This is a genomic window from Mameliella sp. AT18 (assembly GCF_028807275.1).
Classification (GTDB): domain Bacteria; phylum Pseudomonadota; class Alphaproteobacteria; order Rhodobacterales; family Rhodobacteraceae; genus Antarctobacter; species Antarctobacter albus.
The window spans coordinates 1-24205 of sequence record NZ_JARAMO010000224.1 but is presented as its reverse complement, the minus strand read 5'-3'; the positions used below and the strand labels follow the sequence as shown (position 1 = coordinate 24205).

The 24205-nt window shown below is 68.8% G+C and carries 24 protein-coding genes; 17 read left to right on the top strand and 7 right to left on the bottom strand.

Annotated elements, in window-relative coordinates; translation table 11 throughout:
• Positions 1 to 645: aminotransferase class III-fold pyridoxal phosphate-dependent enzyme (locus PVW46_RS19680; RefSeq protein WP_274577253.1), on the top strand; the 645-nt coding region annotated here is incomplete at its 5' end.
• A gap of 4 nt (positions 646 to 649) precedes the next feature.
• Here PVW46_RS19680 and bchO read toward each other — a convergent pair.
• Genes bchO through crtA form a run of 4 tightly spaced genes read right to left on the bottom strand, consistent with a single transcriptional unit; the run spans position 650 to position 4927 of the window.
• Complete coding sequence (bchO, locus tag PVW46_RS19675) at positions 650 to 1540, bottom strand: alpha/beta fold hydrolase BchO (RefSeq protein WP_069210053.1); 891 nt, start codon at positions 1538 to 1540, stop codon at positions 650 to 652.
• 5 nt (positions 1541 to 1545) lie between these two features.
• Entirely contained in the window at positions 1546 to 3222 is a 1677-nt protein-coding gene (locus PVW46_RS19670) for a magnesium chelatase subunit D (protein ID WP_069210052.1), read from the bottom strand.
• On the bottom strand, positions 3219 to 4220 hold the full coding sequence (bchI, locus tag PVW46_RS19665) for a magnesium chelatase ATPase subunit I (protein ID WP_069210051.1): 1002 nt from the start codon (positions 4218 to 4220) through the stop codon (positions 3219 to 3221). Before bchI ends, PVW46_RS19670 begins: the two co-directional genes overlap by 4 nt.
• Entirely contained in the window at positions 4217 to 4927 is a 711-nt protein-coding gene (crtA, locus tag PVW46_RS19660; RefSeq protein ID WP_443137056.1) for a spheroidene monooxygenase, read from the bottom strand. Before crtA ends, bchI begins: the two co-directional genes overlap by 4 nt.
• Before the next feature lie 125 nt (positions 4928 to 5052).
• On the opposite strand from crtA, the gene PVW46_RS19655 reads away from it, so the two are divergent.
• The 3 genes from PVW46_RS19655 to tspO are packed head-to-tail and all read left to right on the top strand — an operon-like array spanning position 5053 to position 8123.
• Positions 5053 to 6621 (top strand): phytoene desaturase, encoded by a 1569-nt coding sequence (locus PVW46_RS19655; protein WP_069210049.1) that lies wholly within the window; start codon positions 5053 to 5055, stop codon positions 6619 to 6621.
• Positions 6618 to 7652, top strand: coding sequence for a 15-cis-phytoene synthase (gene crtB / locus PVW46_RS19650; RefSeq protein WP_069210048.1), 1035 nt, complete (start codon positions 6618 to 6620; stop codon positions 7650 to 7652). Before PVW46_RS19655 ends, crtB begins: the two co-directional genes overlap by 4 nt.
• A gap of 6 nt (positions 7653 to 7658) precedes the next feature.
• Positions 7659 to 8123, top strand: a complete 465-nt coding sequence (gene tspO, locus PVW46_RS19645; RefSeq protein WP_069210108.1) for a tryptophan-rich sensory protein TspO — start codon at positions 7659 to 7661, stop codon at positions 8121 to 8123.
• A gap of 6 nt (positions 8124 to 8129) precedes the next feature.
• Here the strand turns inward: tspO and crtC are convergent, their stop codons facing one another.
• Together crtC and crtD are read right to left on the bottom strand one after the other, a co-directional pair.
• Complete coding sequence (gene crtC / locus PVW46_RS19640; RefSeq protein WP_500862258.1) at positions 8130 to 8960, bottom strand: carotenoid 1,2-hydratase; 831 nt, start codon at positions 8958 to 8960, stop codon at positions 8130 to 8132.
• A 5-nt stretch (positions 8961 to 8965) separates the two neighbouring features.
• The gene (crtD, locus tag PVW46_RS19635) at positions 8966 to 10549 is read right to left on the bottom strand and encodes a 1-hydroxycarotenoid 3,4-desaturase CrtD (RefSeq protein WP_069210047.1); all 1584 of its coding nucleotides are present in this window, start codon (positions 10547 to 10549) and stop codon (positions 8966 to 8968) included.
• An 87-nt stretch (positions 10550 to 10636) separates the two neighbouring features.
• Between crtD and PVW46_RS19630 the strand changes: the two genes are divergently transcribed.
• The 13 genes from PVW46_RS19630 (at position 10637) to dxs (ending at position 23554) form a co-directional block, all read left to right on the top strand.
• Complete coding sequence (locus tag PVW46_RS19630; RefSeq protein ID WP_083242352.1) at positions 10637 to 11506, top strand: polyprenyl synthetase family protein; 870 nt, start codon at positions 10637 to 10639, stop codon at positions 11504 to 11506.
• Positions 11507 to 11510: 4 nt separating this feature from the next.
• Entirely contained in the window at positions 11511 to 12662 is a 1152-nt protein-coding gene (locus PVW46_RS19625) for a methyltransferase (RefSeq protein WP_443137055.1), read from the top strand.
• A gap of 95 nt (positions 12663 to 12757) precedes the next feature.
• Positions 12758 to 13699 (top strand): chlorophyll synthesis pathway protein BchC, encoded by a 942-nt coding sequence (gene bchC, locus PVW46_RS19620; RefSeq protein ID WP_069210046.1) that lies wholly within the window; start codon positions 12758 to 12760, stop codon positions 13697 to 13699.
• Positions 13696 to 14721, top strand: a complete 1026-nt coding sequence (locus PVW46_RS19615) for a chlorophyllide a reductase iron protein subunit X (RefSeq protein ID WP_232788324.1) — start codon at positions 13696 to 13698, stop codon at positions 14719 to 14721. Before bchC ends, PVW46_RS19615 begins: the two co-directional genes overlap by 4 nt.
• Positions 14708 to 16207, top strand: coding sequence for a chlorophyllide a reductase subunit Y (bchY, locus tag PVW46_RS19610; RefSeq protein WP_069210045.1), 1500 nt, complete (start codon positions 14708 to 14710; stop codon positions 16205 to 16207). The genes PVW46_RS19615 and bchY overlap by 14 nt, the downstream gene beginning before the upstream one ends.
• 61 nt (positions 16208 to 16268) lie before the next feature.
• A complete protein-coding gene (gene bchZ / locus PVW46_RS19605) occupies positions 16269 to 17741 on the top strand; it encodes a chlorophyllide a reductase subunit Z (protein WP_069210044.1) in 1473 nt (490 codons plus the stop codon).
• A gap of 3 nt (positions 17742 to 17744) precedes the next feature.
• The gene (gene pufQ / locus PVW46_RS19600) at positions 17745 to 17969 is read left to right on the top strand and encodes a cytochrome PufQ (RefSeq protein WP_043145765.1); all 225 of its coding nucleotides are present in this window, start codon (positions 17745 to 17747) and stop codon (positions 17967 to 17969) included.
• Positions 17970 to 18104: 135 nt separating this feature from the next.
• Entirely contained in the window at positions 18105 to 18254 is a 150-nt protein-coding gene (gene pufB, locus PVW46_RS19595) for a light-harvesting antenna LH1, beta subunit (RefSeq protein ID WP_043145768.1), read from the top strand.
• Between the two features lie 14 nt (positions 18255 to 18268).
• On the top strand, positions 18269 to 18436 hold the full coding sequence (gene pufA, locus PVW46_RS19590; RefSeq protein WP_043145809.1) for a light-harvesting antenna LH1, alpha subunit: 168 nt from the start codon (positions 18269 to 18271) through the stop codon (positions 18434 to 18436).
• A gap of 124 nt (positions 18437 to 18560) precedes the next feature.
• Positions 18561 to 19400 carry a photosynthetic reaction center subunit L gene (pufL, locus tag PVW46_RS19585; protein WP_088671670.1) on the top strand — a complete coding sequence of 280 codons (840 nt, stop codon included), beginning with the start codon at positions 18561 to 18563 and terminating at the stop codon, positions 19398 to 19400.
• 2 nt (positions 19401 to 19402) lie between these two features.
• Positions 19403 to 20386 carry a photosynthetic reaction center subunit M gene (gene pufM, locus PVW46_RS19580; protein WP_274577240.1) on the top strand — a complete coding sequence of 328 codons (984 nt, stop codon included), beginning with the start codon at positions 19403 to 19405 and terminating at the stop codon, positions 20384 to 20386.
• Positions 20387 to 20391: 5 nt separating this feature from the next.
• Positions 20392 to 21507, top strand: a complete 1116-nt coding sequence (gene pufC / locus PVW46_RS19575) for a photosynthetic reaction center cytochrome PufC (RefSeq protein ID WP_069210041.1) — start codon at positions 20392 to 20394, stop codon at positions 21505 to 21507.
• Between the two features lie 109 nt (positions 21508 to 21616).
• The gene (gene dxs, locus PVW46_RS19570; protein ID WP_069210040.1) at positions 21617 to 23554 is read left to right on the top strand and encodes a 1-deoxy-D-xylulose-5-phosphate synthase; all 1938 of its coding nucleotides are present in this window, start codon (positions 21617 to 21619) and stop codon (positions 23552 to 23554) included.
• A gap of 65 nt (positions 23555 to 23619) precedes the next feature.
• Here dxs and PVW46_RS19565 read toward each other — a convergent pair whose 3' ends face one another.
• Positions 23620 to 24078, bottom strand: a complete 459-nt coding sequence (locus tag PVW46_RS19565; RefSeq protein WP_069210039.1) for a c-type cytochrome — start codon at positions 24076 to 24078, stop codon at positions 23620 to 23622.
• Between the last annotated feature and the right edge of the window lie 127 nt (positions 24079 to 24205).

Genomic DNA, 24205 nt, shown 5'->3' with positions numbered 1-24205 from the left:
CGCGAGATCTGCGACCGGCACGGCATCCTGATGATCCTCGACGAGGTCATGTGCGGCATGGGCCGGACCGGCACGCTGTTTGCCTGCGAGCAGGACGGGGTGGCGCCGGACATCCTCTGCGTGGCCAAGGGGCTGGGCGCGGGATACCAGCCCATCGGGGCGATGCTCTGCACCGAGATCATGCACGAGGTGATCGCGCAGGGCAGCGGCTTTTTCCAGCACGGTCACACCTATGTCGGTCACCCGGTTGCCTGTGCGGCGGCGGGCGCGGTGCTGGACCGTGTGGTTGGCGATGACCTGCTGGGCCGGGTGCATCCGATGGGCGCCGTTCTGCGCGGAATGCTCGAGGACCGGTTTGGCCAGCACCCCCATGTCGGCGACATCCGGGGCAGGGGCCTGTTCCTGGGGCTGGAACTGGTCCAGGACCGCGCAACCAAGGCACCCATCGACCCCTCGCGCAAGATCCATGCCCAGGTCAAGGCGGCGGCCTTTGCCGAGGGGCTGATCTGCTACCCGAACGGCGGCACCATCGACGGCAAGCAGGGCGCACATGTTCTGCTGGCCCCGCCTTTCATCCTGACAGAGGATCAGGCGGCGGAACTGGTCGACAAGCTGGCCCGCGCCTTCGTGGCCGTGGGTCTGTAAGGGCTCACCGCGCCGGGCTGGCAGATTTGCAGGCGGGCGGCAGATCCGACATCCAGTCCAGGACCGGGCGCATCACGGCGTCCGGGTCCTCTTCATGGGCAAGGTGGCCAAGACCGGGAATTGCCTGGAACTGGCCCAGCGGCAGGCGGTCGGCGGCGCGTCGGGAAATCTCGGGCGCCACGGCCCGGTCGCCCTCTGCGGCCAGCATCAGGCAGGGCGTTTCGATCCGGGGCAGCCAGTCCAACACCGGGTCGACGTTCCAGCGGGCCATCATTTGCAGGGTTCCGTCCACATGCGCAGTGTCGGCGGTCAGCCGGGTGTAATAGCCGATGCCCTCGTCGCTCAAACGGCTGCCGGTGCTGGCGATCAGGCGGCGGGTGCGCGCCGGGCTGGCGCCGGCGGCGGTAAAGGCCAGGGCCGCCAGAGGCGTCGCCGCCATCAGCTTGGCCAGGATCGGAAACAGCCAGCCCGCCGCGCCATCGAATCGGCCCAGGGCGGCGTTCAGGCAGACAACGGCGGGCGCGGGCCGCAGCCTGCGCGCCAGGTTCAGCGCGATCGCGCCTCCGGCGGAATGCCCGATGACCACGGCGGGGTGCCATCCCTGCGCGGCACACAGCGCGGCGATGTCCTCTGTCATGTGGGCCAGGCTGCAACGGGCGCGGCTGCCCAGCCGGGTGAACCCCTGGCCGGGCAGGTCCAGTGCGACCACGCGGAATTGCCGGGCCAGAATGGGGATCACGTCGCGCCAGCTATGGGTCGATGCGCCGGCGCCGTGCAACAGAAGAACCGTGTCGCCGGTCCCGGTTTCCTGCACATGCCAGAGGTGCGGGCGCTGGGCGATGCGCCGGGACAGGCCGCTGTGCGGCCAGTCCGGCAGATCTCTGTCCCAGTCCACGGCGGTTATCCCGACAGGGCGGCGTCGGCTGCGGCGCTGATGCGCCGCGCATCGGCGCGCGGCAGGGCAAGGTAACGGGCATCCAGCCAGCCTGCCAGTTCGGCGCCTTCGGCCCCGGGCCGGTTGGCGGTGTCGATCACGACGGCGGGCAGGCCCAGGCTCCGCCACAGGCGGGCCATGTCACGGGCATCGGCGGCGGCTGCGGCGCGGCCCGGGCTGCCGTCCAGCGCGATGTTCCCGCGCCCGTCGGTCAGCAGCGCCAGGCAGGGGCTTTGCCCGTTGCGCAGCCCTTGCAGGGCCAGGTCATGCGCGGCGCGCAGTCCTGCCGCCAGCGGTGTGCCGCCACCGCCGGGCAAGGCCGCGATGCGGCGCTTGGCCTGCACCAGAGACCGGGTCGGCGGCAGGGGCACCTCGGCACGGGTGTCGCGGAAGGTGACCAGAGCCACCAGATCGCGCTTGGCGTAGGCCTGTGCCAGCATCCGTTCGACGGCGCCCTTCGCCTCGGCCATCCGGGCCAGCGCGGCAGACCCCGAGCTGTCGACCGCCAGGATCACCAGCCGGTCGGAATGCTCCTCGGTCCGGCGCAGGCGCAGGTCGCCGGGGTGGATGATCAGATGTCTCGTGCCGGGCGTCGCCGCCCGCCGCAGCGGTTGCCAGGGCGCGGCCGCGCGCAGCGTGGCCACCACGTCGATCCGTGCGCGCCCGTCCGGGCGGCCGGGCCGCGAGGGCAGGGGCCGTCCGCGCCGGTTGCCCTTGCGCTTGCCCCCCGCGCCAAAGCCCTGTCCACCCCCGCGCGCGGAGCCGCCCCGATCCAGCCGGGTCAGCAAGTCAGGCGGCAGGATGGCGGCAATGGCCTCGACCAGCAATTCGTCGGGGATGTCCTGCATCGCCGCGCCGTCGCCCTGCGCCTCGCTCTCCTGCTGCCGTGGCGGGTCCGGGCTGTCGTTCTCGTCCGGTGCCTGGGGGATTTGCGTGGCGCGGCTGGGCAAGACCATTTCCGCCGCTTCGCGCAGGTGCTCTGATGTCACGCGGTCCCGGAGGTCGAGCGCCGCCAGCGCGCGCGCGCAGCGCAGGGCCAGCAGCGGCGCGCGCAACCCGTGGATGCCAAAGCGCGCGGCCAGGTGGGCAAGCTGCGCAAGGTGTTCATCCGGAACCTCGACCCGTGGCAGATGCGCCCGCGCGGCGTCCATGTCCGCCGGGGCAGGCAGGCGCAGCAGGGCGTGTGTGGCCCGGATTTCGGACAGGTCCAGGTGAAAGGCCAGCCGGTCGGTCAGGGCCTGTGGTGCGGTCTCGTCCGGGTCGGCGCCCTCGTCCAGCAGGACCAGGCAATGCCCGCTGTTCCCGTCCAGCACCCCGGCAAGACGGGCCGCCAGCCCGGGCCGCACCCGTTCCGCCATCGGCATGACCAGCGCTGCGGCGTGTTCGGCAAGGCCCGGCTGGCGCACCAGTCCGCCGCCTGCCAGCGATGCCGCGACATCCAACCCGCCAAAGAGCTGGATATCGTCCAGCCCGGGATGGACCCGGCGCAGCGGCAGCGGCAACACCTCCAGCCCATACTCCAGCCGCTGACGTACCGGGCCGGGCCGTGCGCGGATCACCATGCCGCCCAGCCCCGCCGGGTCGACGGCCAGTGCCGCAAGCGCCCGCTGTGCCCGGATCCAGTCGGGGGGCGCTGTGGTCATGGCAGGGTCTCGGCGACGACGCGGGCGACCCGCGCGGCCGATCCCGCCTCGTCCAGGGGATCGCGGCGCAACCGGTGGCTCAGCGCCAATGGTGCCACGCTGCGCAGGTGATCGCGGGTGATTGCCGTGTCTTCAAAGGCCGCCTGCGCCCGCGCTGCCCGCAACAGGGTCAGTTCGCCGCGCAGCCCGTCGGCGCCAAGTGCCATGCTCAGCCTTGCGCAATCTGTCAGCACCTCTTCGGTCGGCTCCGTTCCGGCCAGGGCCGCGCGCGCCTCCAGGATGGCCATGCGCAGCGCTGCGTCCTCGGCCTGCCAGCGGGCCATGAACCCGTCGTGATCGGTTTCAAAGGCATGGCGGCGGCGGATGACCTCGACCCGTTCCTCGATGTTGTCGGGAGAACGGACCTCGACCGAGAGTCCGAAGCGGTCCAGCAATTGCGGGCGCAACTCGCCTTCCTCGGGGTTGCCAGAGCCGACGAGGACAAAGCGTGCGGCATGGCGGATCGACAGGCCCTCGCGTTCGACCGCGTTGAGGCCCGATTGTGCCACGTCCAGCAGCAGGTCGACGATGTGGTCCTCCAGCAGGTTGACCTCGTCGATATAGAGATAGCCTCGATTGGCCCGTGCCAGAATACCGGGTTCAAAGGCCTTCTCGCCACGGGTCAGGGCGCGCTCGATGTCCAGCGCGCCGGTCACGCGATCCTCGGTCACGCCCAGCGGCAGGTCCACGACCGGGGTCGGGCGTTCCGCCAGTGTCTCGTCGACCGGGCCGGCCCAGTCGGGCACTTCCTCCAGCCGGGCGGAATTGACCGGGCAGCCCGCGACCACGGTGATCGGCGGCAAGAGCGCGGCCAGCGCGCGCACGGCAGTGGACTTGCCGGTGCCTCGATCGCCAAAGACCAGAACGCCGCCCAGCCCGGGGTCGACGGCGGTCAGGATCATCGCCTGCTTCATCTGGTCCTGTCCGACGATGGCCGAAAAGGGAAAGCTCTGGGTCATGGCATCGGTCCGGCTGGTGTCAGGGAAGGGCCGCCCGGCCAGTGGCCGCTGGCGCCGAGGATGCGGAACCGGGCGTACAGTTCCTCGCGGAACCAGTCGCCCTCGCGCACGGCGCGTATGGCGCGGGCATGGGGGCCGTCGGCGCGGGCAAAGCGGGCCATGCTGGCGCTGTCGGGCCAGATCGAAAAGGTCACCTGGTGCAGCAATGGAACCTCTCCGATGCCGATCTTGAAGGTGACGGCGGGGTCGGCGCCGATGGCGGCGCTGATGTCGGGGACCCTGCGCCAGAACCGCCAGAGGTTTGACACCCGCAGCGTGGCCCGGGTCAGCGCCGCGATGGGGCCGGGGCCGGCCGTGGCGTTCCCCACCTCGAACGGGCTTTGACGTGACCAGGCCCCGCGGGCTGAAACCGGGGACAGGAACAACGTCCAGCTGTCCTCAGCCCGCCTGTGATACCGGCGATAAACCGGGGCGTCGCGTGTCTGGCGCCGGGCGCTTTGCAGGTCCGGCCAGGTGGCAAGGATCGCGTAGACGCCGGTTTCCGGCAGTGGCGTGAAGCCTTCGCCCGTGCCCGAGCCGCAGAGCTTCCAGAAGCCGATGCCTTCGGTCCGGCGCAGGGCCGGGCGGGCAAGGCCCATCATCGCAAAGGCCCAGAGCCGGCTGACCCCGCGCGGAAAGCGAAAAAGACTCAGGCTGACGACCTGGATGGCCTTTCCTCCTCTTGGTTGGCCTTCCTTGGCGGGTGTCAGGGTATCCTGACATGGAAATTCCTCTTGGAAAAGAGGTGCAATGCGAGATTGTCAATTTAACATTACACATGTAGGCTTGGGTAATGTTTACAGGCGCAGACTCCTTTCACAGGCACAGGCCGGTCGATCCCAAGGCGCCGCAGGCGCTGGTCGTGGGGGCCGGGCTGGGCGGGCTTGCCGCCGCGATGCGGCTGGGCGCACGGGGCTATCGCGTCACGGTGCTGGACCGGCTGGACACGCCCGGCGGGCGCGGATCGGCCATCCACCAGGGTGGGCATCGGTTCGACCTCGGCCCGACGATCGTCACCGTGCCACAGGTGTTTCGCGATCTATGGGCAGCCTGCGGGCGGCGTTTCGACGATGACGTGGACCTGCGCCCGCTCGATCCCTTCTACGAAATCCGCTGGCCGGACGGGTCGCGGTTTCGCGTCGGCCCGGACGCCGGGGCGATGCGGCAGGAGGTGGCGCGCCTGTCGTCCGGCGACCTGGCGGGATACACCCGGTTCCTGCGCGACAGCGAAGAGCGCTACCGGATCGGATTCGAGAACCTGGGCCGCCGCCCGATGCATCGGCTGGCCGACCTGATCCGGGTGCTGCCGACCTTTGCGCGCCTGCGGGCGGATCGATCGGTCTATGGCCACGCGGCGCGCTGCGTGCGGGACGAGAGGCTGCGTATGGCGCTGTCCTTTCACCCGCTCTTCATCGGCGGCGACCCCTGTCATGTCACCTCGATCTACGCGCTGGTGAACCATCTCGAATCCGCTTTCGGTGTGCATTACGCGATGGGGGGCGTGGCCCGGATCGCAGAGGCGATGGCCAATGTCGTGACCGGGCAGGGCGGGGTGATCCGCCAGCGGGCCGAGGTCGATGAAATCAAGGTCGCTGGCGGGCGCGCCCGGGGCGTCAGGTTGACCGGGGGCGAGGAGGTGCCTGCGGATATCGTGGTCTCCAACGCAGATGCCGGGCACACCTACGACCATCTTCTGCGCGGCCATTTCCGCCGCCGCTGGACCACGCCGCGCCTGCGCCGAACACGCTGGTCGATGAGCCTGTTTGTCTGGTACTTCGGCACCCGTGGCACACGCGGCAAATGGCGGGACGTGGGCCATCACACGATCCTCAACGGTCCGCGCTATCGCGGCCTGCTGCGCGACATCTTCATCAAGGGCCACCTGGCCGAGGACATGAGCCTTTACGTCCACCGCCCCAGCGTCACCGATCCCGGTGTCGCGCCGGACGGGGGCGACACCTTTTATGCGCTCAGCCCAGTGCCGCACCTTGGCCACAAGACACCCGTCGACTGGTCGGACATGGCTGGCCGCTACCGGGACCGCGTTCTCAAGGTGCTGGAACGGGAATTGCTGCCGGGGCTGTCCGGGCACCTGGCGGAGTCGCTGGTCTTTACGCCTGAAACCTTCCGGGACCGGTATCTCAGCCCGCATGGCGCGGCCTTCTCGATAGAGCCGCGCATCCTGCAAAGCGCCTGGTTCCGCCCGCACAACATCAGCGAAGAGGTGCAGGGCCTGTACCTGGTGGGCGCGGGCACGCATCCCGGTGCCGGTCTGCCGGGGGTTGTCGGCAGTGCCGAGATCCTGGACCAGCTGGTGCCCGATGCTCAGGCGGCATCGAGCCTGCCGGTGGCGGCGGAATGATCGCGCCGGAGGACATGGCCCATTGCGTCGAGGCGATCCGGCACGGGTCGCGGTCGTTCCACGCGGCATCGCGGCTGTTGCCGACCCGGGTGCGCGAACCGGCGCTGGCGCTTTATGCCTTCTGCCGGTTGGCGGATGACGCGGTGGACCTGCAGCAGGAAAAGGCGGATGCGGTCCTGCGCTTGCACGACAGGCTGGACCGGGCCTATGCGGGCCGGCCTCTGGACGCCCCCGCCGACCGCGCCTTTGCCGCCGTGATCGAGGATTTCGACATGCCGCGCGCCTTGCCCGATGCCCTGCTCGAGGGACTGGCCTGGGACGCGATGGGCCGCCGCTATGCCACCCTGTCGGACCTGCGTGCCTATTCGGCGCGCGTCGCCTCGGCGGTGGGGGCGATGATGTGCGTTCTGATGCGGGTGCGCGACCGCGATGCGCTGGCCCGGGCCTGCGACCTGGGGGTCGCCATGCAGTTGACCAATATCGCCCGCGACGTCGGCGAGGATGCGCGCGAGGGGCGGCTTTTTTTGCCGACCGACTGGCTGCAGGGGGCGGGCGTCGATCCCGCCGGCCTGTTGCGCGACCCGAGGCCGACGCCAGAGCTGGCCTCTGTCCTGCGGCGCCTGCTGCGCGAGGCCGGGCAGCTGTACCACCGGTCAGAGGCCGGGATCGCTGCGCTGCCGCTCTCGGCGCGCCCGGGGATCTTTGCGGCGCGGTTCATCTATGCCGGGATCGGCGGCGCGGTGGCGCGCAACGGATTTGACTCCATCACCCGGCGCGCCCGGACCTCGGGGGGGCAAAAGCTGGGCTGGCTGATGCTGTCGGGCCTGCGCGCGGGCCTGACGGTGGCGTTGCCACGTTCCGCGGTGATCCATGCGCGCACCTTGCCGGAAACCGATTTCCTGGTGCGCGCCGCCGCCAAGGATGCCGCGCCGGACTGGAGCGAGAGCCTGCACCAGGCGCTGGTCGCACTGAAATTGCAGGAGCAAAACCGCCGCGCGCCGTTGATGCCGCCCATGCCCGCCGCTAGGTAGATGGGCATGTTCTGGATCCTCTTCCTGATCTTCCTCCTGGCCTGCTTCGCGGCGGGCGCCACCGGTGGAATGTTTCCGCCGGGTGACTGGTATCGGTCGCTGGACAAGCCGCGATGGACGCCGCCGGACTGGGTCTTTCCGGTGGCCTGGACCACGCTCTACCTGCTGATGGCCTTTGCGGGCGCGCGGGTGGCGCTGGCACCGGACAATGGTCTTGCGCTGGCCTTCTGGGCCCTTCAGATCGCGCTCAACACGCTGTGGACGCCGGTCTTTTTCGGGCTGCGGCGGATGCGGGCCGGGCTGGTGGTGCTCAGCGCGCTCTGGCTTGCGGTGGCGGCCTGCCTGGTGGCGCTCTGGCAGGTGGATGCCTGGGCGGGCCTGGCCTTTGTGCCCTATCTCTGCTGGGTCTCGGTGGCCTGGGCGCTGAACCTGTCGGTTCTGCGCCGCAACCCGGATGTGGTGCCCGTCTGACCTGTTTCAGCTGTCTTGAGCGAAGGACCAGCGCGCCCGGCGCGGGACACGCAGCGCCAGCATCGGCTTGACCAGCGCAGACCGAAAGCGGCGCAGGTCCAGCGCCTCGTGCACGCCGGTTGTCTCTGTCCCGTCCAGCCGGGTCGTCACCATGCTGCGGCTGTAAAAGGGTGCGTCCAGCATGTTCTGCACCTGCCGCGGCGCATGGCCGGGGTCGGCCCGCGTCTGCCGCGTCACCTGCCAGAGCGAGCGGCGCAACCGCGCCGGGGGCGGCGGTGTCACCGACCGGGCCGCGCCCTCCGCGTCAAAGCGGATCGCCGCGGCCAGCGCGCTCCCGTCCCGCCGTCGGGCGTCGTAGAAACAGGTGCTGCCGGTGCCGGTGGGAAAGCGCCCCCATGTCCAGTTGTCGAAATCCTCTTCCAGCGCCCGGGTGCCGAAATTGGCATCGAAATACCCGTGCCCCTGCCAGCGCCAGCCCGGTGCGTCCAGGTCAACCTCGATCCGGCAGGTCGGCGCGAAGGGCCGCCAGACATGTGCCCCGTCCGGCGTCAGGGGCAGTTCGACCCGCGTCAGGGCCGAGGGCGTCACCGTAATGCGCCCGCGCAGGCGCCCGAACAGGGGGGGCGCGCCGCGTTCGTCGATCCGGATTTTCAACTGGCCGTCCTGCCAATGCAGCGAGGACGGGCCGATGGTCAGGCTTTGTGGCGCTTGCCGCAGCGCGCCGCGCCCCCGGTCCGTCATGGCAAAGCGCCCGCCCGGCCCATAGGTGGCGACGTTCAGGCAGACGTGGTTTTCCGGGTCGCGCCGCCCGGACCAGGCGTACCAGGGCGAAAACACCGAGCCTATGAAGGCGATGACGCTGACCGCCCGCCCGCCGCCGTCGCGGATGCCGTCGACGTACCACCAGGCGTAGCCGTTCGGCGGGACGGCGAGGGCGAAGTTCGGTCGCTCAAGATCGCCTCGGCCGCGTGCCGGGCGGAGAGCATGGCCATCGGGACACCCGCCCCCGGATGCGCCCCGCCGCCCGCCAGGTAGAGCCCCGGTACCGGACTGCGTGCCTTCGGTCTCTGAAAGGCCGCCATCAGCGCTTCCGGGCTCTGCCCGTAGAGCGCGCCTTGCGAGGCGGGAAACAGGCTCTCGAACCCCGTCGGCGTGGTCAGGCTTTGCGCGTCCGGCATCGGAGCAAAGCGTAGCCCCGCCCTGGCCAGCGTGTCGAAACAACGGGTGCGGCATTGGTCTGGCTCCTGGTCGGGGGCGGGAAGAGGGGGCGCGTTGGCGATGATCTCGAACCGTTCCAGATCTGGCGGCGGCGCGGGGCCGCCCCTGTCCATCGCGCAGAGGTAAAGCGTGGGGTCCGGCACCAGCGCGCCGCGCGCCAGGGCGTCGAATTCGGGTTTCGGGTCGGCGCGGAAAAAGACGTTGTGATGGGCCAGGTCCACCCCCCGGGCGCGCGCCGCGAAGGCCCAGACCTGGGCCGACAGGCTGCGTTTGCGTTTGCCGTTCTGGCCGCCCGCAGGAACTGCCTCCGGGCCCAGGGCGCCGGTGGCCAGTGCCCGCGGATCGCCGTTGAACAGGACGCGCTCTGCCCTCAACGTCCTGCCATCCGCGAGAGTGACGCCCCGCGCGCGGCCGCCGGAGATGTCGATCCGGGCCACATGGGCGTTGTGATGAAACCGTGCCCCGCGTGTCCGCGCGATCCGTTCCAGCGCCCGGGCCAGCCGGTGCATTCCGCCCGCGATTTTCCAGACCCCAACGTATTCCGCCTGCCAGATCAGCGACAGCAGGGCAGGGGCGCGATAGGGCGAGGCGCCGACATAGGTGGCGTAGCGCCCGAACAATTGCGTTAGGCGCGGGTCGTCGAAAGTCCGGTCGAGCAGCGCGGCAAGGCTGCGATGCGGGGCCATTTGGCGCAACAGGCCGGGCGCGCGCAGGGTCTGACCCGCCAGCCCGGCCAGCGAGGGATTGGCTGCCCGCATCACCGGGCCGTCGAAGGCCTCGAACAGGGCGCGCGCCCTGTCGCAGAAGGCTCGGAACTGCGCAACAGCGCGGGCGCCGCCAAAGGCGCGCAGCGCCTCCAGGTTTTCCGGTTCGCTGTCGAAGAGGTCCAGCCGCGACCCGTCGGGCCAGAAGTGTCGCGCGATCAGGGGTTGGCGGATCAACTCCAGGTGCGCGTCCAGCCGCTCGTCCAGGCTGGTGAACAGGTCGTCGAGCACCGGGCGCAGGGTCAGCACGGTCGGACCTGCGTCCACCGGCCCGGCGGGCGAGGGCAGGCAGCGCATCTTGCCGCCGGAACGCGCGGCGCGTTCGACCACCGTGATCCGAAGGCCGGCATGGGCCAGCCGCGCGGCGGCGGCCAACCCGCCGATCCCGGCGCCGACGATAAGGACGTCGCACCCCTGATGCGCGCTGAACCCGGAAGGTGTCATGCGGCAATTATTGACTCGGCGCCCCGATGTGTCCAATGTAAATTACACTATGAATGTAATTTCAAAATTACATGGTGGAGGTGCCCCATGCCCATGACCGCACGGATCGAAAGGGCGATTGCCCGGGCGCTGGCGCTGTCGCAAGGGGGATCGGCCCCGGCGAAACTGGCCTCTGCCCTGCCGTATGCCACCCAGCCCGGTGGCGCACGCATCCGCCCGACGATCCTCTTGTCGGTGGCGGCATCCTGTGGCGATGACCGGCCCGCGCTGGCCGATGCCGCCGCTGCCGCGCTGGAGCTGATCCATTGCGCCAGCCTGGTGCATGACGATCTGCCCTGTTTCGACGACGCGGACCTGCGGCGCGGCAAACCGTCGGTGCATCGCGCCTATTCCGAGCCGCTGGCCGTGCTGACCGGCGACAGCCTCATCATCCTGGCCTTCGACGTGCTGGCGCGGGCGACGGTCGATCATCCGGACCGGGGCGCGCAGCTGCTCCTGGCGCTCAGCCGGCGCACGGGGATGCCCGGCGGCATCTGCGCCGGACAGGGCTGGGAAAGCGAGGCAGAGATCGACCTTGGCGCCTATCACCGGTCCAAGACGGCGGCGCTGTTCATCGCGGCGACCGAAATGGGCGCCATCGCTGCGGGCCATGCCCCCGAAGACTGGCTGGACCTCGGCGCCCTCATCGGTGAGGCCTTCCAGGTGGCCGACGACCTGCGCGATGCCCTGCTAGACGAAGAGTCGCTGGGCAAGCCCGTGGGCCAGGATGACCTGCACGGTCGGCCCAACGCGGTCTGCGAAATGGGCATCGGCGGGGCGGTCGATCACCTGTCCAAGATCCTCGCGGCGGCCATCGCCTCGATCCCCTCCTGCCCGGGGGAGGCCATGCTGGCGCAGATGGTCAGCCACCAGGCGGACAAGATCATGCCGGCCGTGCCCGCGCGCTACCGGGCCTGAGACGGTGGTGGCCTCCGCCGACCAGCCCGGCCCGCGCCGCAGGCGTCGCGGCGGCTGGCTGGCGCGGCTGGTGGCGCGTCCCGGCGTGCAGGACTGGGCGGCGCGGCTGCCCTTCGGCGCCCGTCTTGCCCGACGTGACGGGGCAGAGATCTTCGATATATTGCAGGGCTTCGTCTCGGCCCAGGTGCTTGCCGCCCTGGTCGAGCTTGGCCTGCTGGAGCGCCTGCTAGGCGGGGCCGAGCCGCCCGACGTGCTGGGCGCCGAAACCGGCATTGCACCGGATCGCATGGCGGCGCTGCTGCAGGCGGGCGCGGCGTTGGGCCTGTTGCGGCGGCGGCGGGATGGTGCCTTTGGCCTGGCGCGCAAGGGCGCCGCGATCCTTGGCGTTCCCGGCCTGACCGGGATGATCCGTCACAACCGCGCCTTCTATGCCGATATGGCCGACCCGGTGGCGCTCTTGCGCGGAGAGGCGGAGACGCAGATGGCGCGTTTCTGGCCCTATGTCCTTGGCCAGACCGGGGACATCCCGCCCGAGGTCTCGGCCCGCTATTCCGATCTCATGGCCCGCTCGCAGCGCCTGGTGGCGCAGGACACCCTGCGGTTGGTTTCGCTGAAGGCTGTCACGCGGCTGATGGATGTGGGCGGCGGGGCCGGGGTGTTTCTGGCCGAAGCCCTGCGGCGCCATCGCGGTTTGCAGGGGGTGCTGTTCGATCTGCCGGGGGTCATGCCGCTGGCAGAGGCGGAACTGACCCGCGCCGGTCTGGCGGACCGAGTCGCCCTGGCGCCCGGCAGTTTCCGCGAGAACGCGCTGCCCCGGGGGGCGGATGCCATTTCCTTGGTGCGGGTGCTGTACGATCACGACGACACGACCGTGCGCGCCCTGCTGGCCTCCGTGCTGGAGGCCCTGCCGCCCGGCGGGCGCCTGATCGTATCAGAGCCGATGTCGGGTGGTGCGCGGCCGGATCGGGCGACGGACGTCTATTTTTCCTTTTACACCATGTCGATGGGCACCGGGCGGGTTCGTTCTGCCCGCCGCATTGCCGCCCTGTGCAAGGAGGCCGGATTCGTCGGGGTCGAAGGGCCGCACACGGCGCGCCCCTTCATCACCACTGTCCTGGTGGCACGGCGTCCTGACAGAGATGAATGTAAAGTTTAATTGACACATACATATGTCGTGTTACCCTGACATGTGAAATCGACTGCGACGGCGACGCCCGCCGCGCGGACGACAAAAAAGGGGGAGGGGCGAACATGCAGACACGCGCTGTCCTTCTGAATGGTCCGGGGGACCTGTCCCTGGAACAGCTCGACCTCAAGGCGCCCGGAGCGGGCGACATCGTGGTCGAGATCGCGCATTCCGGCATCTCTACCGGCACCGAAAAACTGTTCTGGTCCGGCGCCATGCCGCCCTTTCCGGGCATGGGCTATCCGCTGGTGCCCGGCTACGAGGCCGCCGGAGAGGTGGTCGAGGCCGCGTCCGGCACCGGCTTTCGCCCCGGCGACCGGGTCTTCGTGCCCGGGGCCGATTGTTTCGACGGAGCCTATGGCCTCTTCGGCGGGGCGGCGGGCGTGCTGGTCACGGAGGCCGCGCGGGTCACGCGCATCGACGCCGCACTGGGGGCCGAAGGCGCCTTGTTGGCCCTTGCCGCCACCGCCCGGCACGCGATGGCGGGCCTGGAAAAGCGGATGCCCGAGCTGATCGTCGGCCACGGGGTCCTGGGCCGCCTGCTGGCGCGCCTGACCGTGGCTGCGGGCGCCCCGGCGCCCACCGTCTGGGAACGTGCGCCGGACCGTCGCCAAGGGGGCGAGGGCTACGACGTCATCGCGCCCGAGGAGGATCCGCGCCGCGACTATGGCGCGATCTACGACGCTTCCGGCAATGCCGCAATCCTCGACGACCTGATCGGACGCCTTGCGAAGGGCGGCGAGATCGTCCTGGCCGGGTTCTATCCTGACGGCCTGCGCTTTGCCTTTCCGCCCGCCTTCATGCGCGAGGCCCGCCTGAGGGTCGCCGCGGAATGGCAGCGCGAGGACCTTGCCGCCGTGCGCGCCCTCGTGGACAGCGGCGCGCTGTCGCTGGCCGGGCTGATCTCTCACGCGGTGCCGGCCGAGCGGGCCGCCGGGGCCTACCGGACCGCCTTCGAGGACCCGGCCTGCCTGAAAATCATACTCAACTGGAAGGAAGCAGCGTGAAGGACGACGTGCAGAAACACACCGAGACCGACGTGCCCGACCTCAAGACCTTCGACCAGAGGCTGCGCGACGAGGCGCAGGAAGACCTGGCCGATCTGATCACCGAGGAACCGACCAGCAAGACCCAGATCATCGCGATCTACGGCAAGGGCGGCATCGGCAAATCCTTCACCCTGGCCAATCTCAGCCACATGATGGCCGAACAGGGCAAGCGCGTGCTGCTGATCGGCTGCGATCCGAAATCGGACACGACCTCTCTGCTCTTCGGCGGCAAGGCCTGTCCGACGATCATCGAGACCTCGACAAAGAAGAAGCTGGCCGGCGAAGAGGTGCAGATCGGCGATGTCTGTTTCAAGCGCGGCGGTGTCTTCGCGATGGAACTGGGCGGCCCCGAGGTGGGGCGCGGCTGTGGCGGACGCGGCATCATCCACGGGTTCGAACTGCTGGAAAAACTGGGGTTCCACGACTGGGACTTCGACTATGTCCTGCTGGATTTCCTGGGCGATGTCGTCTGTGGCGGCTTCGGCCTGCCGATCGCGCGGGACATGGCGCAGAAGGTGATCCTTGTCGCCTCGAACGACCTGCAATCGCTTTATGTCGCCAACAACGTCTGCTCGGCGGTGGAATACTTCCGCAAGCTGGGCGGCAACGTCGGCGTGGCGGGGCTGGTGGTCAACAAGGACGACCTCTCGGGCGAGGCTCAGGCCTTTGCCAGGGCGGTGGACATCCCGGTCCTGGCGGCGATCCCTCAGGACGACGACCTGCGCAAGAAATCCGCGAACTACCAGATCGTCGGCACGGCACAAAGCCAATGGGGCGAGCTCTTCGCCGGCCTGTCACAGGCCGTCTCGGACGCACCGCCGGTGCGGCCCGCGCCGCTGGATCAGGACGCCCTGCTGGCGCTCTTCGACGGTTCGGACACCGGGGCGGGCGTGACGCTGGTCCCCGCCACCGATGCCGACATGCGCGGCAAGAATGCCAAGCCGGTGGAGTCGCTGGAGGTGATCTATGACGACGCCTGAGCCTGCCAGCCCGGGGGGCGACGGATGCCATTCCGCCGCCGACCTGGACCGGGCCGCGCGCAGCGCCGGTCAAAGCGACCTGTTGGATCAATACGCCCGCGACTACCCGCAAGGCCCCCATGACAAGCCACAAAGCATGTGCCCGGCTTTCGGGTCCCTGCGCGTGGGGCTGCGGATGAAACGGGTGGCCACGGTCCTGTCCGGGTCGGCCTGCTGTGTTTACGGGCTGACCTTCGTCTCGCATTTCTACGGGGCGCGGCGGTCGGTGGGCTATGTCCCTTTCGATTCCGAAAGCCTGGTGACCGGCAAGTTGTTCGAGGACATCCGCGAGGCAGTACACAAGCTGGCCGATCCGGATCGCTTCGATGCCATCGTTGTGACGAACCTCTGTGTGCCCACCGCCTCCGGCGTGCCCCTGCGGCTACTCCCGGACGAGATCGACGGCGTGCGCATCGTGGGCATTGACGTGCCGGGTTTCGGCATTCCCACCCATGCCGAGGCCAAGGACGTGCTGGCGGGCGCCATGCTGAACTATGCCCGCCGCGAGGTCGAGGCCGGGCCGGTGGCCGCGCCCGAGGGTGGCGTGTCCGACCTGCCCACCGTGACCCTACTGGGAGAGATGTTTCCCGCCGATCCGATGATGATCGGCGCGATGCTGGCGCCGATGGGACTGGCCGCCGGGCCCGTGGTGCCTTGCCGAGAGTGGCGCGAGCTGTATGCGGCCCTGGACTGCGGCGCCGTGGCTGCCATCCATCCCTTCTATACCGCCGCCGTGCGCGAGTTCCAGGCCGCCGGTCGCCCAATCGTGGGCAGTGCGCCCGTGGGCCATGACGGCACGGCCGCCTGGCTGGCCAGCATCGGCGAGGCCTTTGGCCTGTCAACGGACAGGGTGGCCGCCGCGCAGAATGCCTTTTTGCCCGCCATCCGGGGGGCGCTGGAGGCGGCCCCGGTCAAGGGGCGGATCACGCTGTCGGGCTACGAGGGTAGCGAGCTGCTGGTGGCGCGCCTGCTGATCGAAAGCGGCGCCGAGGTGCCCTATGTCGGGACCGCCTGCGCGAAATCCCCCTGGTCCGCGGCGGATGCCGAATGGCTGCGCGCCCGGGGCGTGACGGTGACCTTCCGCGCCTCGCTGGAGAACGACCTGGCCGCGATGGAAGGGCTGCGCCCGGACCTTGCCATCGGCACGACGCCGGTGGTGCAAAAGGCCAAGGCGCTGGGCATTCCCGCGCTGTACTTCACCAACCTGATCTCGGCCCGGCCCCTGATGGGACCGGCGGGGGCGGGCAGCCTGGCCGAGGTCGTGAACGCGGCCATTGGCAACAAGCCCCGCATGGACCGGATGAAGGCCTTTTTCGAAGGTGTCGGCGAGGGCGATACCGCCGGGGTCTGGGAGGGCGCGCCCAACCTGCGCCCGGACTTCCGCGCGCTGAACCTCAAGAAGCTGGAAAAGAAGGCCCGCGCCGCCAAGGCGGAGCAGATGATATGAGGGGGGTGACCTTTCATATCCGGCCGCTTGACCGCCCTGTTGCCAGCCGGGGAGGTGCCCCGTGCTGATCCAGGATCACGACAGGGCCGGGGGGTACTGGGGCGCGGTCTATGCCTTCTGCGCCGTCAAGGGCCTACAGGTCATCATCGACGGCCCCGTGGGCTGCGAGAACCTGCCCGTCACATCCGTCCTGCACTACACCGACGCCCTGCCGCCGCATGAACTGCCCATCGTGGTCAGCGGGCTGGGCGAAGAGGAACTGGGCCGCGACGGCACCGAGGGCGCGATGAAGCGCGCCTGGGGCACGCTGGACCCGGCCTTGCCCGCCGTGGTCGTCACCGGCTCCATCGCCGAGATGATCGGCGGCGGCGTGACCCCGCAGGGCACCAACATCCAGCGCTTTCTTCCGCGCACCATCGACGAGGACCAGTGGCAGGCCGCCGACCGGGCGATGACCTGGCTGTTCACCGAATTCGGCATGACCAAGGGCCGGATGCCCAAGGAAAAAAAGCGCGAGGAAGGGGCGGCACCCCGGGTCAATATCCTTGGCCCCATGTATGGCGCCTTCAACATGCCCAGCGACCTGGCCGAGATCCGCCGCCTGGTCGAGGGGATCGGCGCCGAAGTCAACATGGTGCTACCTCTGGGCGCCCACCTGGCCGAGATGCGCAACCTTGTGAATTCCGACGTCAACGTGGTGATGTACCGCGAATACGGGCGCGGCCTGGCCGAGGTGCTGGGCAAGCCCTACCTGCAGGCCCCCATCGGCGTCGAGAGCACGACGCTGTTCCTGCGCTCGCTGGGCGAACTGCTGGGGCTGGACCCCGAACCCTTCATCGAGCGCGAGAAACATTCGACCATCAAGCCGGTCTGGGATCTCTGGCGGTCGGTCACGCAGGATTTCTTTGCCACTGCGAATTTCGGCATCGTCGCCGGCGAAACCTATGCCCGCGGCATCCGCCAGTACCTGGAGGGCGACCTGGGCCTGCCTTGTGCCTTCGCCGTTTCGCGCTGCGCGGGGAAAAAGACCGACAACGACGCGATCCGCGCCATGATCGCCCGCGACCGGCCGCTGGTGCTGCTGGGGTCGATCAACGAGAAGATGTACCTGGCAGAGCTGAAATCCGGCCACGGCCCCAGCCCCGCCTTCATCCCGGCCAGCTTTCCCGGCGCCGCGATCCGCCGCGCCACCGGCACGCCGATGATGGGCTACGCCGGGGCCACCTACCTGCTGCAGGAGGTCTGCAACGGGCTGTTTGACGCGCTGTTCCACATCCTGCCGCTGGGCTCCGATATGGACGCGGCACAGGCGACACCGACACCGCTGCGCCGGAACCTGCCCTGGGACGAGGACGCCAGCCGCGCGCTGGACCGCCTGGTCGCCGCACATCCGGTACTGACACGCATTTCCGCGGCCAAGACGCTGCGCGACGCCGCGGAGGAGGACGCGCAGCGCGCGGGCGCCGAGCGCGTGGCCCTGGCCGTCGTCGAAAGAGTTTCCGGCCTTGCCGGCCCAATCCAAGAGGAGGACTGACCGATGACCGACGTCACATCCAGCAGCCTAGGACAGACGCATGTCCGGCGCCGGCGCCGGGCCGAGTTCCACGTCTATTTCACCCTGATCTTCCTGCTTGCGTTGCCATCGGAAACGATCGGCTGGGCGCGGGCGGTGATCCGACAGAGGTCGCTGAACCTGCATGGCCCGCTGGCCCGCGCCTGGCGCGAGGCGGACCGGATCACGCCGATGATCTTCTCGGTCTGACCCCCGGGGGGCAGTCACCGAGACCCGACCTGACCGTCCGTCACGGGCGGACAGACCCCCTGAGGGACCGTGAAGGCCCCAAGGGACCCGGCCGCGGGGTTCGCGGCGTCAGCATAGCGTTCCGGAGGAAAGTTTATGGCTGATCAAAACGACCTGTCCTTCACAGGTCTCACCGACGAGCAGGCCCAGGAACTGCATTCCGTCTACATGAGCGGCCTCTGGCTGTTCGCGGCGGTCGCAGTGGTTGCCCACCTGGCAACCTACATCTGGGCCCCCTGGTTCTAGGAAAGGATATGGACGTGTCCAAGTTCTACAAGATCTGGCTCATCTTCGATCCTCGCCGCGTGTTCGTCGCGCAAGGCGTCTTCCTGTTCCTGTTGGCCGTCATGATCCACCTGGTGGTTCTGTCGAACGGCGTCAACTGGTTCGAGAACGCGGCCGCATCGCGTGCCGCTGCCGATGAGTGACCAGGGGACAATCGTCCCATGAAAGTGTTGCGGGCGGCCGGCCCGCCCGCAGCGAACGCACACCTCACACCTTAACGACGGCTTGAGATCTGATCGAACGGGCCGCCAAAAGCGGGGAAATACGATGGCGTTGCTCAGCTTCGAGAAAAAGTACCGCGTCCGCGGGGGGACGCTGATCGGCGGGGATCTCTTCGATTTCTGGGTCGGCCCCTTCTACGTCGGCTTCTTCGGTGTCACGACCGCCTTCTTTGCGGCCCTCGGCACCATCCTGATCTTCTGGGGGGCGGCCCACCAGGGCACCTTCAACCCCTGGCTCATCAACATCGCGCCGCCCGACCTGTCCTACGGGCTGGGGGCCGCGCCCCTGATGGAAGGGGGGCTGTGGCAGATCATCACGATCTGTGCCACCGGCGCCTTCATCAGCTGGGCCCTGCGCGAGGTCGAGATCTGCCGCAAGCTGGGGATGGGCTATCATGTGCCCTTCGCCTTCAGCTTTGCCATCCTGGCCTATGTCACGCTGGTGATCTTTCGCCCGGTGCTGATGGGCGCCTGGGGGCACGGCTTTCCCTATGGCATCTTCAGTCACCTCGACTGGGTCAGCAACACCGGCTACGCCTACCTGCACTTCCATTACAATCCCGCGCACATGCTGGCGGTCAGCCTGTTCTTCGGCACCACCCTGGCGCTGGCGCTGCATGGCGGGCTGATCCTCTCGGCGGCCAATCCCGAGAAGGGAGAGGAGATGAAGACGCCGGATCACGAGGACAGTTTCTTCCGTGACTTCATCGGCTACTCGATCGGCACGCTGGGCATTCACCGGCTGGGCTTCCTGCTGGCGATCAACGCGGTCTTCTTCTCGGCGGTCTGCATCATCATCTCGGGGCCGGTCTGGACCAGCGGCTGGCCGGAATGGTGGAACTGGTGGCTCGAACTGCCGATCTGGCCCTCTCAGGCGGGAATGTGATCATGAGCGAATATCAGAACATCTTCACCCAGGTTCAGGTCGAAGGACCGGCCGAATGGGGCATGGACAACGACAACGACCTTGCCTCGGAACGTATCATCACCCCCGGGTTCAGCCGCCTCGTCGGCTGGGTGGGCAACGCCCAGCTGGGGCCGATCTACCTGGGCTGGACCGGGATGATCAGCCTGGCCACCGGGGCGCTGGCGATCTTCATCATCGGGCTCAACATGCTGGCGCAGGTCGGCTGGTCGATCCCCGAGTTCCTGCGCCAGGGTTTCTGGCTGGCGCTGGAACCGCCCAGCCCGGAATACGGGCTGACCATCCCGCCGCTGAACGACGGCGGCTGGTACATCATCGCCTCGCTGTTCCTGCTGGTGGCGGTCTGCACCTGGTGGCTGCGCACCTACCTGCTGGCCGAACAGCACAAGATGGGCAAACATGTCGCCTGGGCCTTTGCCAGCGCGATCTGGCTGTTCCTGGTGCTGGGCCTGTTCCGGCCGATCCTGATGGGATCCTGGTCCGAGGCGGTGCCCTACGGAATCTTCCCGCACCTCGACTGGACCACCGCGTTCAGCATCCGCTACGGCAACCTCTACTACAATCCGTTCCACTGTCTCTCGATCGTCTTCCTTTACGGGTCGGTGCTGCTCTTCGCGATGCATGGTGCCACGATCCTTGCGGTCAGCCGGTTCGGCGGCGACCGCGAACTGGAACAGATCGTCGACCGCGGCACCGCCTCGGAACGGGCGGCGCTGTTCTGGCGCTGGACGATGGGGTTCAACGCGACGATGGAGGGCATTCACCGCTGGGCCTGGTGGTTCGCGGTGCTGACCCCGATCACCGGCGGCATCGGCATCCTGCTGACGGGAACGGTCGTCGACAACTGGTTCATCTGGGCGCAGGAACACCATTTCGCGCCGATGTATGACGGCAGCTATGGCTACGAGGCCTACGGGATCTACGAAGCCTTCATCGGACGGGAGTGAGCGCGATGTTCAAATGGTTTGACAAATGGAACCGCGAGCACCCCGCCGATATCGAACGCCCGGCGATCCTGACCGGCGTGGCCGGGGCGGTGGTGCTGGCCGTGGTTGCCGTGATGGCGCTGGGCCAGCCGTACAAGACCGACAGCCTGCAGACCGGCCCGCGCGGCAACGGCATGTCGGTGCCCGAGTTCGTTTCCGACCTCGCCGTGCCCGACCCGGCCATCGCCGAGCTGTTCGATGACCCGCCCTATGTGCCCGAAGAGGGCGAGGAGCTGGCGGGCGACATCTACCAGAACGTCCAGGTTCTGGGCGATCTGACCGACGCCAACTTCAACCGGCTGATGGCGGCGATGACCCGATGGGTCGCGCCAGAGCAGGGCTGTGCCTATTGCCACGGCGACGGCGATCTCGAAACCTACGGCGAGGACAACCTGTATACCAAGGTCGTCTCGCGCCGGATGATCGAGATGACCCGCAACATCAACGAGAACTGGGACGCGCATGTGAACGCCAACAAGCAGGTCGGCGTCACCTGCATGACCTGTCACCGCGGTCAGAACGTGCCCAGCGACATCTGGTTCAAGATGGGCGAGGTCAACATGGCCGCCGCCGGCTGGTCGGCGGTGCAGAACCGGGCGACGCCGCTCACCTCCTACACCTCGTTGCCGACGGACGCGCTGGAGAAATACCTGCTGGATGGTGACATGATCGGCGTGCACGACTTGGAAAGCCGCGTCGCCGCGCGACCGGGGGACGAGGGCGTGCCAACGATCCAGGACGCGGAACGCACCTATGCGCTGATGAACTACGTCGCCAATTCGCTGGGGGTGAACTGCACCTTCTGTCACAACACCCGCGCCTTCTACGACGGCGGGCAGGTGACGCCGCAATGGGCGACCGAAAGCCTGGGCATCCAGATGGTGCTGGAACTGAACAACGACTACCTGGTGCCGCTGGCCGAGGTGCTGCCCGAGGACCGGCTGGGACCGGTGGCGGGCGACGCACCCAAGGTCGCCTGCCGCACCTGTCACAAGGGCTATCAGCAGCCCCTGCAGGGCACCAACGTGATTGCCGACTGGCCCGAACTGGCGACCTCTGAGGCGCCGGACTACGGCCAGTAACCCCCCGGGGTGGGGCGGCCTGCTGTCGCCCCGGTCCTTTCCGTCCGGCCTGCCGCGCCGCTTGCCCTCTCGTGGTGGCGCCATGCCGGACCAGCGACAGGAGCGCGCGATGACCCTTGCCGACAAACCCCACACACCGCTTCTGGACCGGGTGGCCGGTCCGTCGGACCTGCGCCGGATGCCCGATACGGATCTTGCCGCGCTGGCGGACGAGTTGCGGGCCGAGGTGATCTCGGCCGTGTCGCAGACCGGCGGGCACCTCGGGTCCTCGCTGGGCGTGGTCGAGCTAAGCGTGGCGATCCACGCGGTCTTCGACACGCCCAAGGACAAGCTGATCTGGGACGTGGGCCACCAGTGTTATCCGCACAAGATCCTGACCGGGCGCCGCGACCGCATCCGCACCCTGCGCCAGAAGGACGGGCTGTCCGGCTTCACCAAGCGCACGGAATCCGAACATGATCCCTTTGGCGCGGCGCATAGTTCGACCTCGATCAGCGCGGCGCTGGGGTTCGCGGTGGGCCGCGACATGGGCCGGCCCACGGGTGACGCCATCGCCGTGATCGGCGACGGGGCGATCAGTGCCGGCATGGCCTACGAGGCCCTGAACAACGCCGGCGCCGAGGGGCGGCGGCTGTTCGTGATCCTCAACGACAACGAGATGAGCATCGCGCCCCCGGTCGGGGCCATGTCGTCCTACCTCAGCCGGATGTACGCCGCCGAGCCGGTGGCGCGGATGCGCTCGATGGTCGAGGGGATGGAGGCCGCCATGCCCGAACCGATGCGCAGCGGCGCCCGCCGCGCGCGCCAGCTGGTGACCGGGCTGGGCGGCTCCGGCACGCTTTTCGAGGAACTGGGCTTCGACTATGTCGGGCCGATCGACGGTCATGATATGAGCCAGCTCTTGCCGGTGCTGCGCGCGGCACGGGCGCGGGCGCGCGGCCCGGTCCTGATCCATTGCTGCACCGTCAAGGGCAAGGGCTATGCCCCCGCCGAGACCAGCGCCGACCGCGGGCATGGCGTGTCCAAGTTCGACCCCGCCACCGGGCCGCAGGCCAGTCCCGCAAAACCCGGCGCCGCGCCCAGCTATACCAGTGTCTTCGGCACGGCCCTGACGCAGGAGGCCGCGCGCGACGACCGGATCGTCGCCGTGACGGCGGCCATGCCCGATGGCACCGGCCTGTCCAAGATGGCGGCGCGCTTTCCGAACCGGGTCTTCGACGTGGGCATCGCCGAACAGCATGGCGTGACTTTTGCCGCCGGCATGGCGGCCAGCGGGCTGCGTCCCTTCTGCGCGATCTACTCGACCTTCCTGCAGCGCGGCTATGACCAGGTGGTGCATGACGTCGCCCTGCAGAACCTGCCGGTGCGCTTTGCCATCGACCGGGCGGGCCTTGTGGGGGCGGATGGCGCCACCCATGCCGGGGCCTATGACATGGCCTACCTGTCGAACCTGCCGGGGTTCACCGTCATGGCCGCCGCCGACGAGGCCGAGCTGATGCACATGGTGGCCACCGCCGCCGCCCATGACGAAGGGCCCATCGCCTTTCGCTATCCCCGCGGCGCGGGCACCGGCGTCACACTGCCGGAACGGGGCGAGGTGCTGGAGATCGGGCGCGGCCGCGTGCTGGAAGAGGGCGAGGACATCGCGATCCTGTCCTGCGGGGCGCATCTGCCGCAATGCCGCGAGGCCGCCGCCGCCCTGCGCGAGGCGGGCCATACCGTCACCCTGGCCGATGCCCGTTTCGTCAAGCCGCTGGACAGCGACCTGCTGCGCCGTCTCGCGCTTGGCCACAGGGCGCTGGTGACGGTCGAACAGGGCGCCGAGGGCGGGTTCGGTTCCGTGGTGCTGCACGCGCTGGCCTGGATGGGGCTGCTGGACCGTGGTCTTGCGATCCGCACCGTCTGCCTGCCGGACAGGATCATCGAACAGGCCAGCCCGGACGAGATGTACGCAAACGCGGCCATGACCGCCGGCGACATCTTCGAGGTTGCCCAGGGGGCGCTTGGCACCCGTGCCAAGGTGACGCCGCTGGCACTGGCGCGCTGACCTGCGCCAAAGAAAACGCCGCGCCCCCGGGCAGGGGGCGCGGCGTTTTCCTGTTCAGTGTTGTGTCAGTCGGCGCTGGCCTCGTCCATCTCGGGTTCGGGCCCGACAGAGACCAGGTAGGCCCAGACGTTCGCCGCATCCTCGTCGCTGCGGGCGCGGAAGGTCATCTTGCCCCGGGCCGAGCTGTCGTCGAGGTAGTCCTTGAGGAAATCGGTGGCATTGCGGACGTAGGGCACGAAATGCTCTTCGTCCCAGGCCAGTCCCGCCTCTCCGGCGGCGACCATCGAGTCCGAGTAGTTGAAATCCTCGTAGGTGCCCGCCGTTCGTCCGGCGACGCCATAGAGGTTGGGGCCGACCTTGCCGCCCTTCTGGATCTCATCGCTCTCGGGCGAGACGATCATGTGGCAGGCGCGGCACTGGCGAAAGACCTTTTCCCCTTCCTCCGGATCGCCGGTCGCATGGCTTTCCGCAAGCACGGGGGTCGAGACCGCGCAGAAGGCGGCGGCTATGACAAGTGGTTTCATTCGTACTCCTCCCTTTCGAGTTACGTAGTGCGGATCTTCGGGGAATCGAGAACAGCCCTCACGCGACGGCATGCGCGATGGCGCATTGTTTCCACAATACGGTGAGGGCCTCGACCAGGTGGTCGAT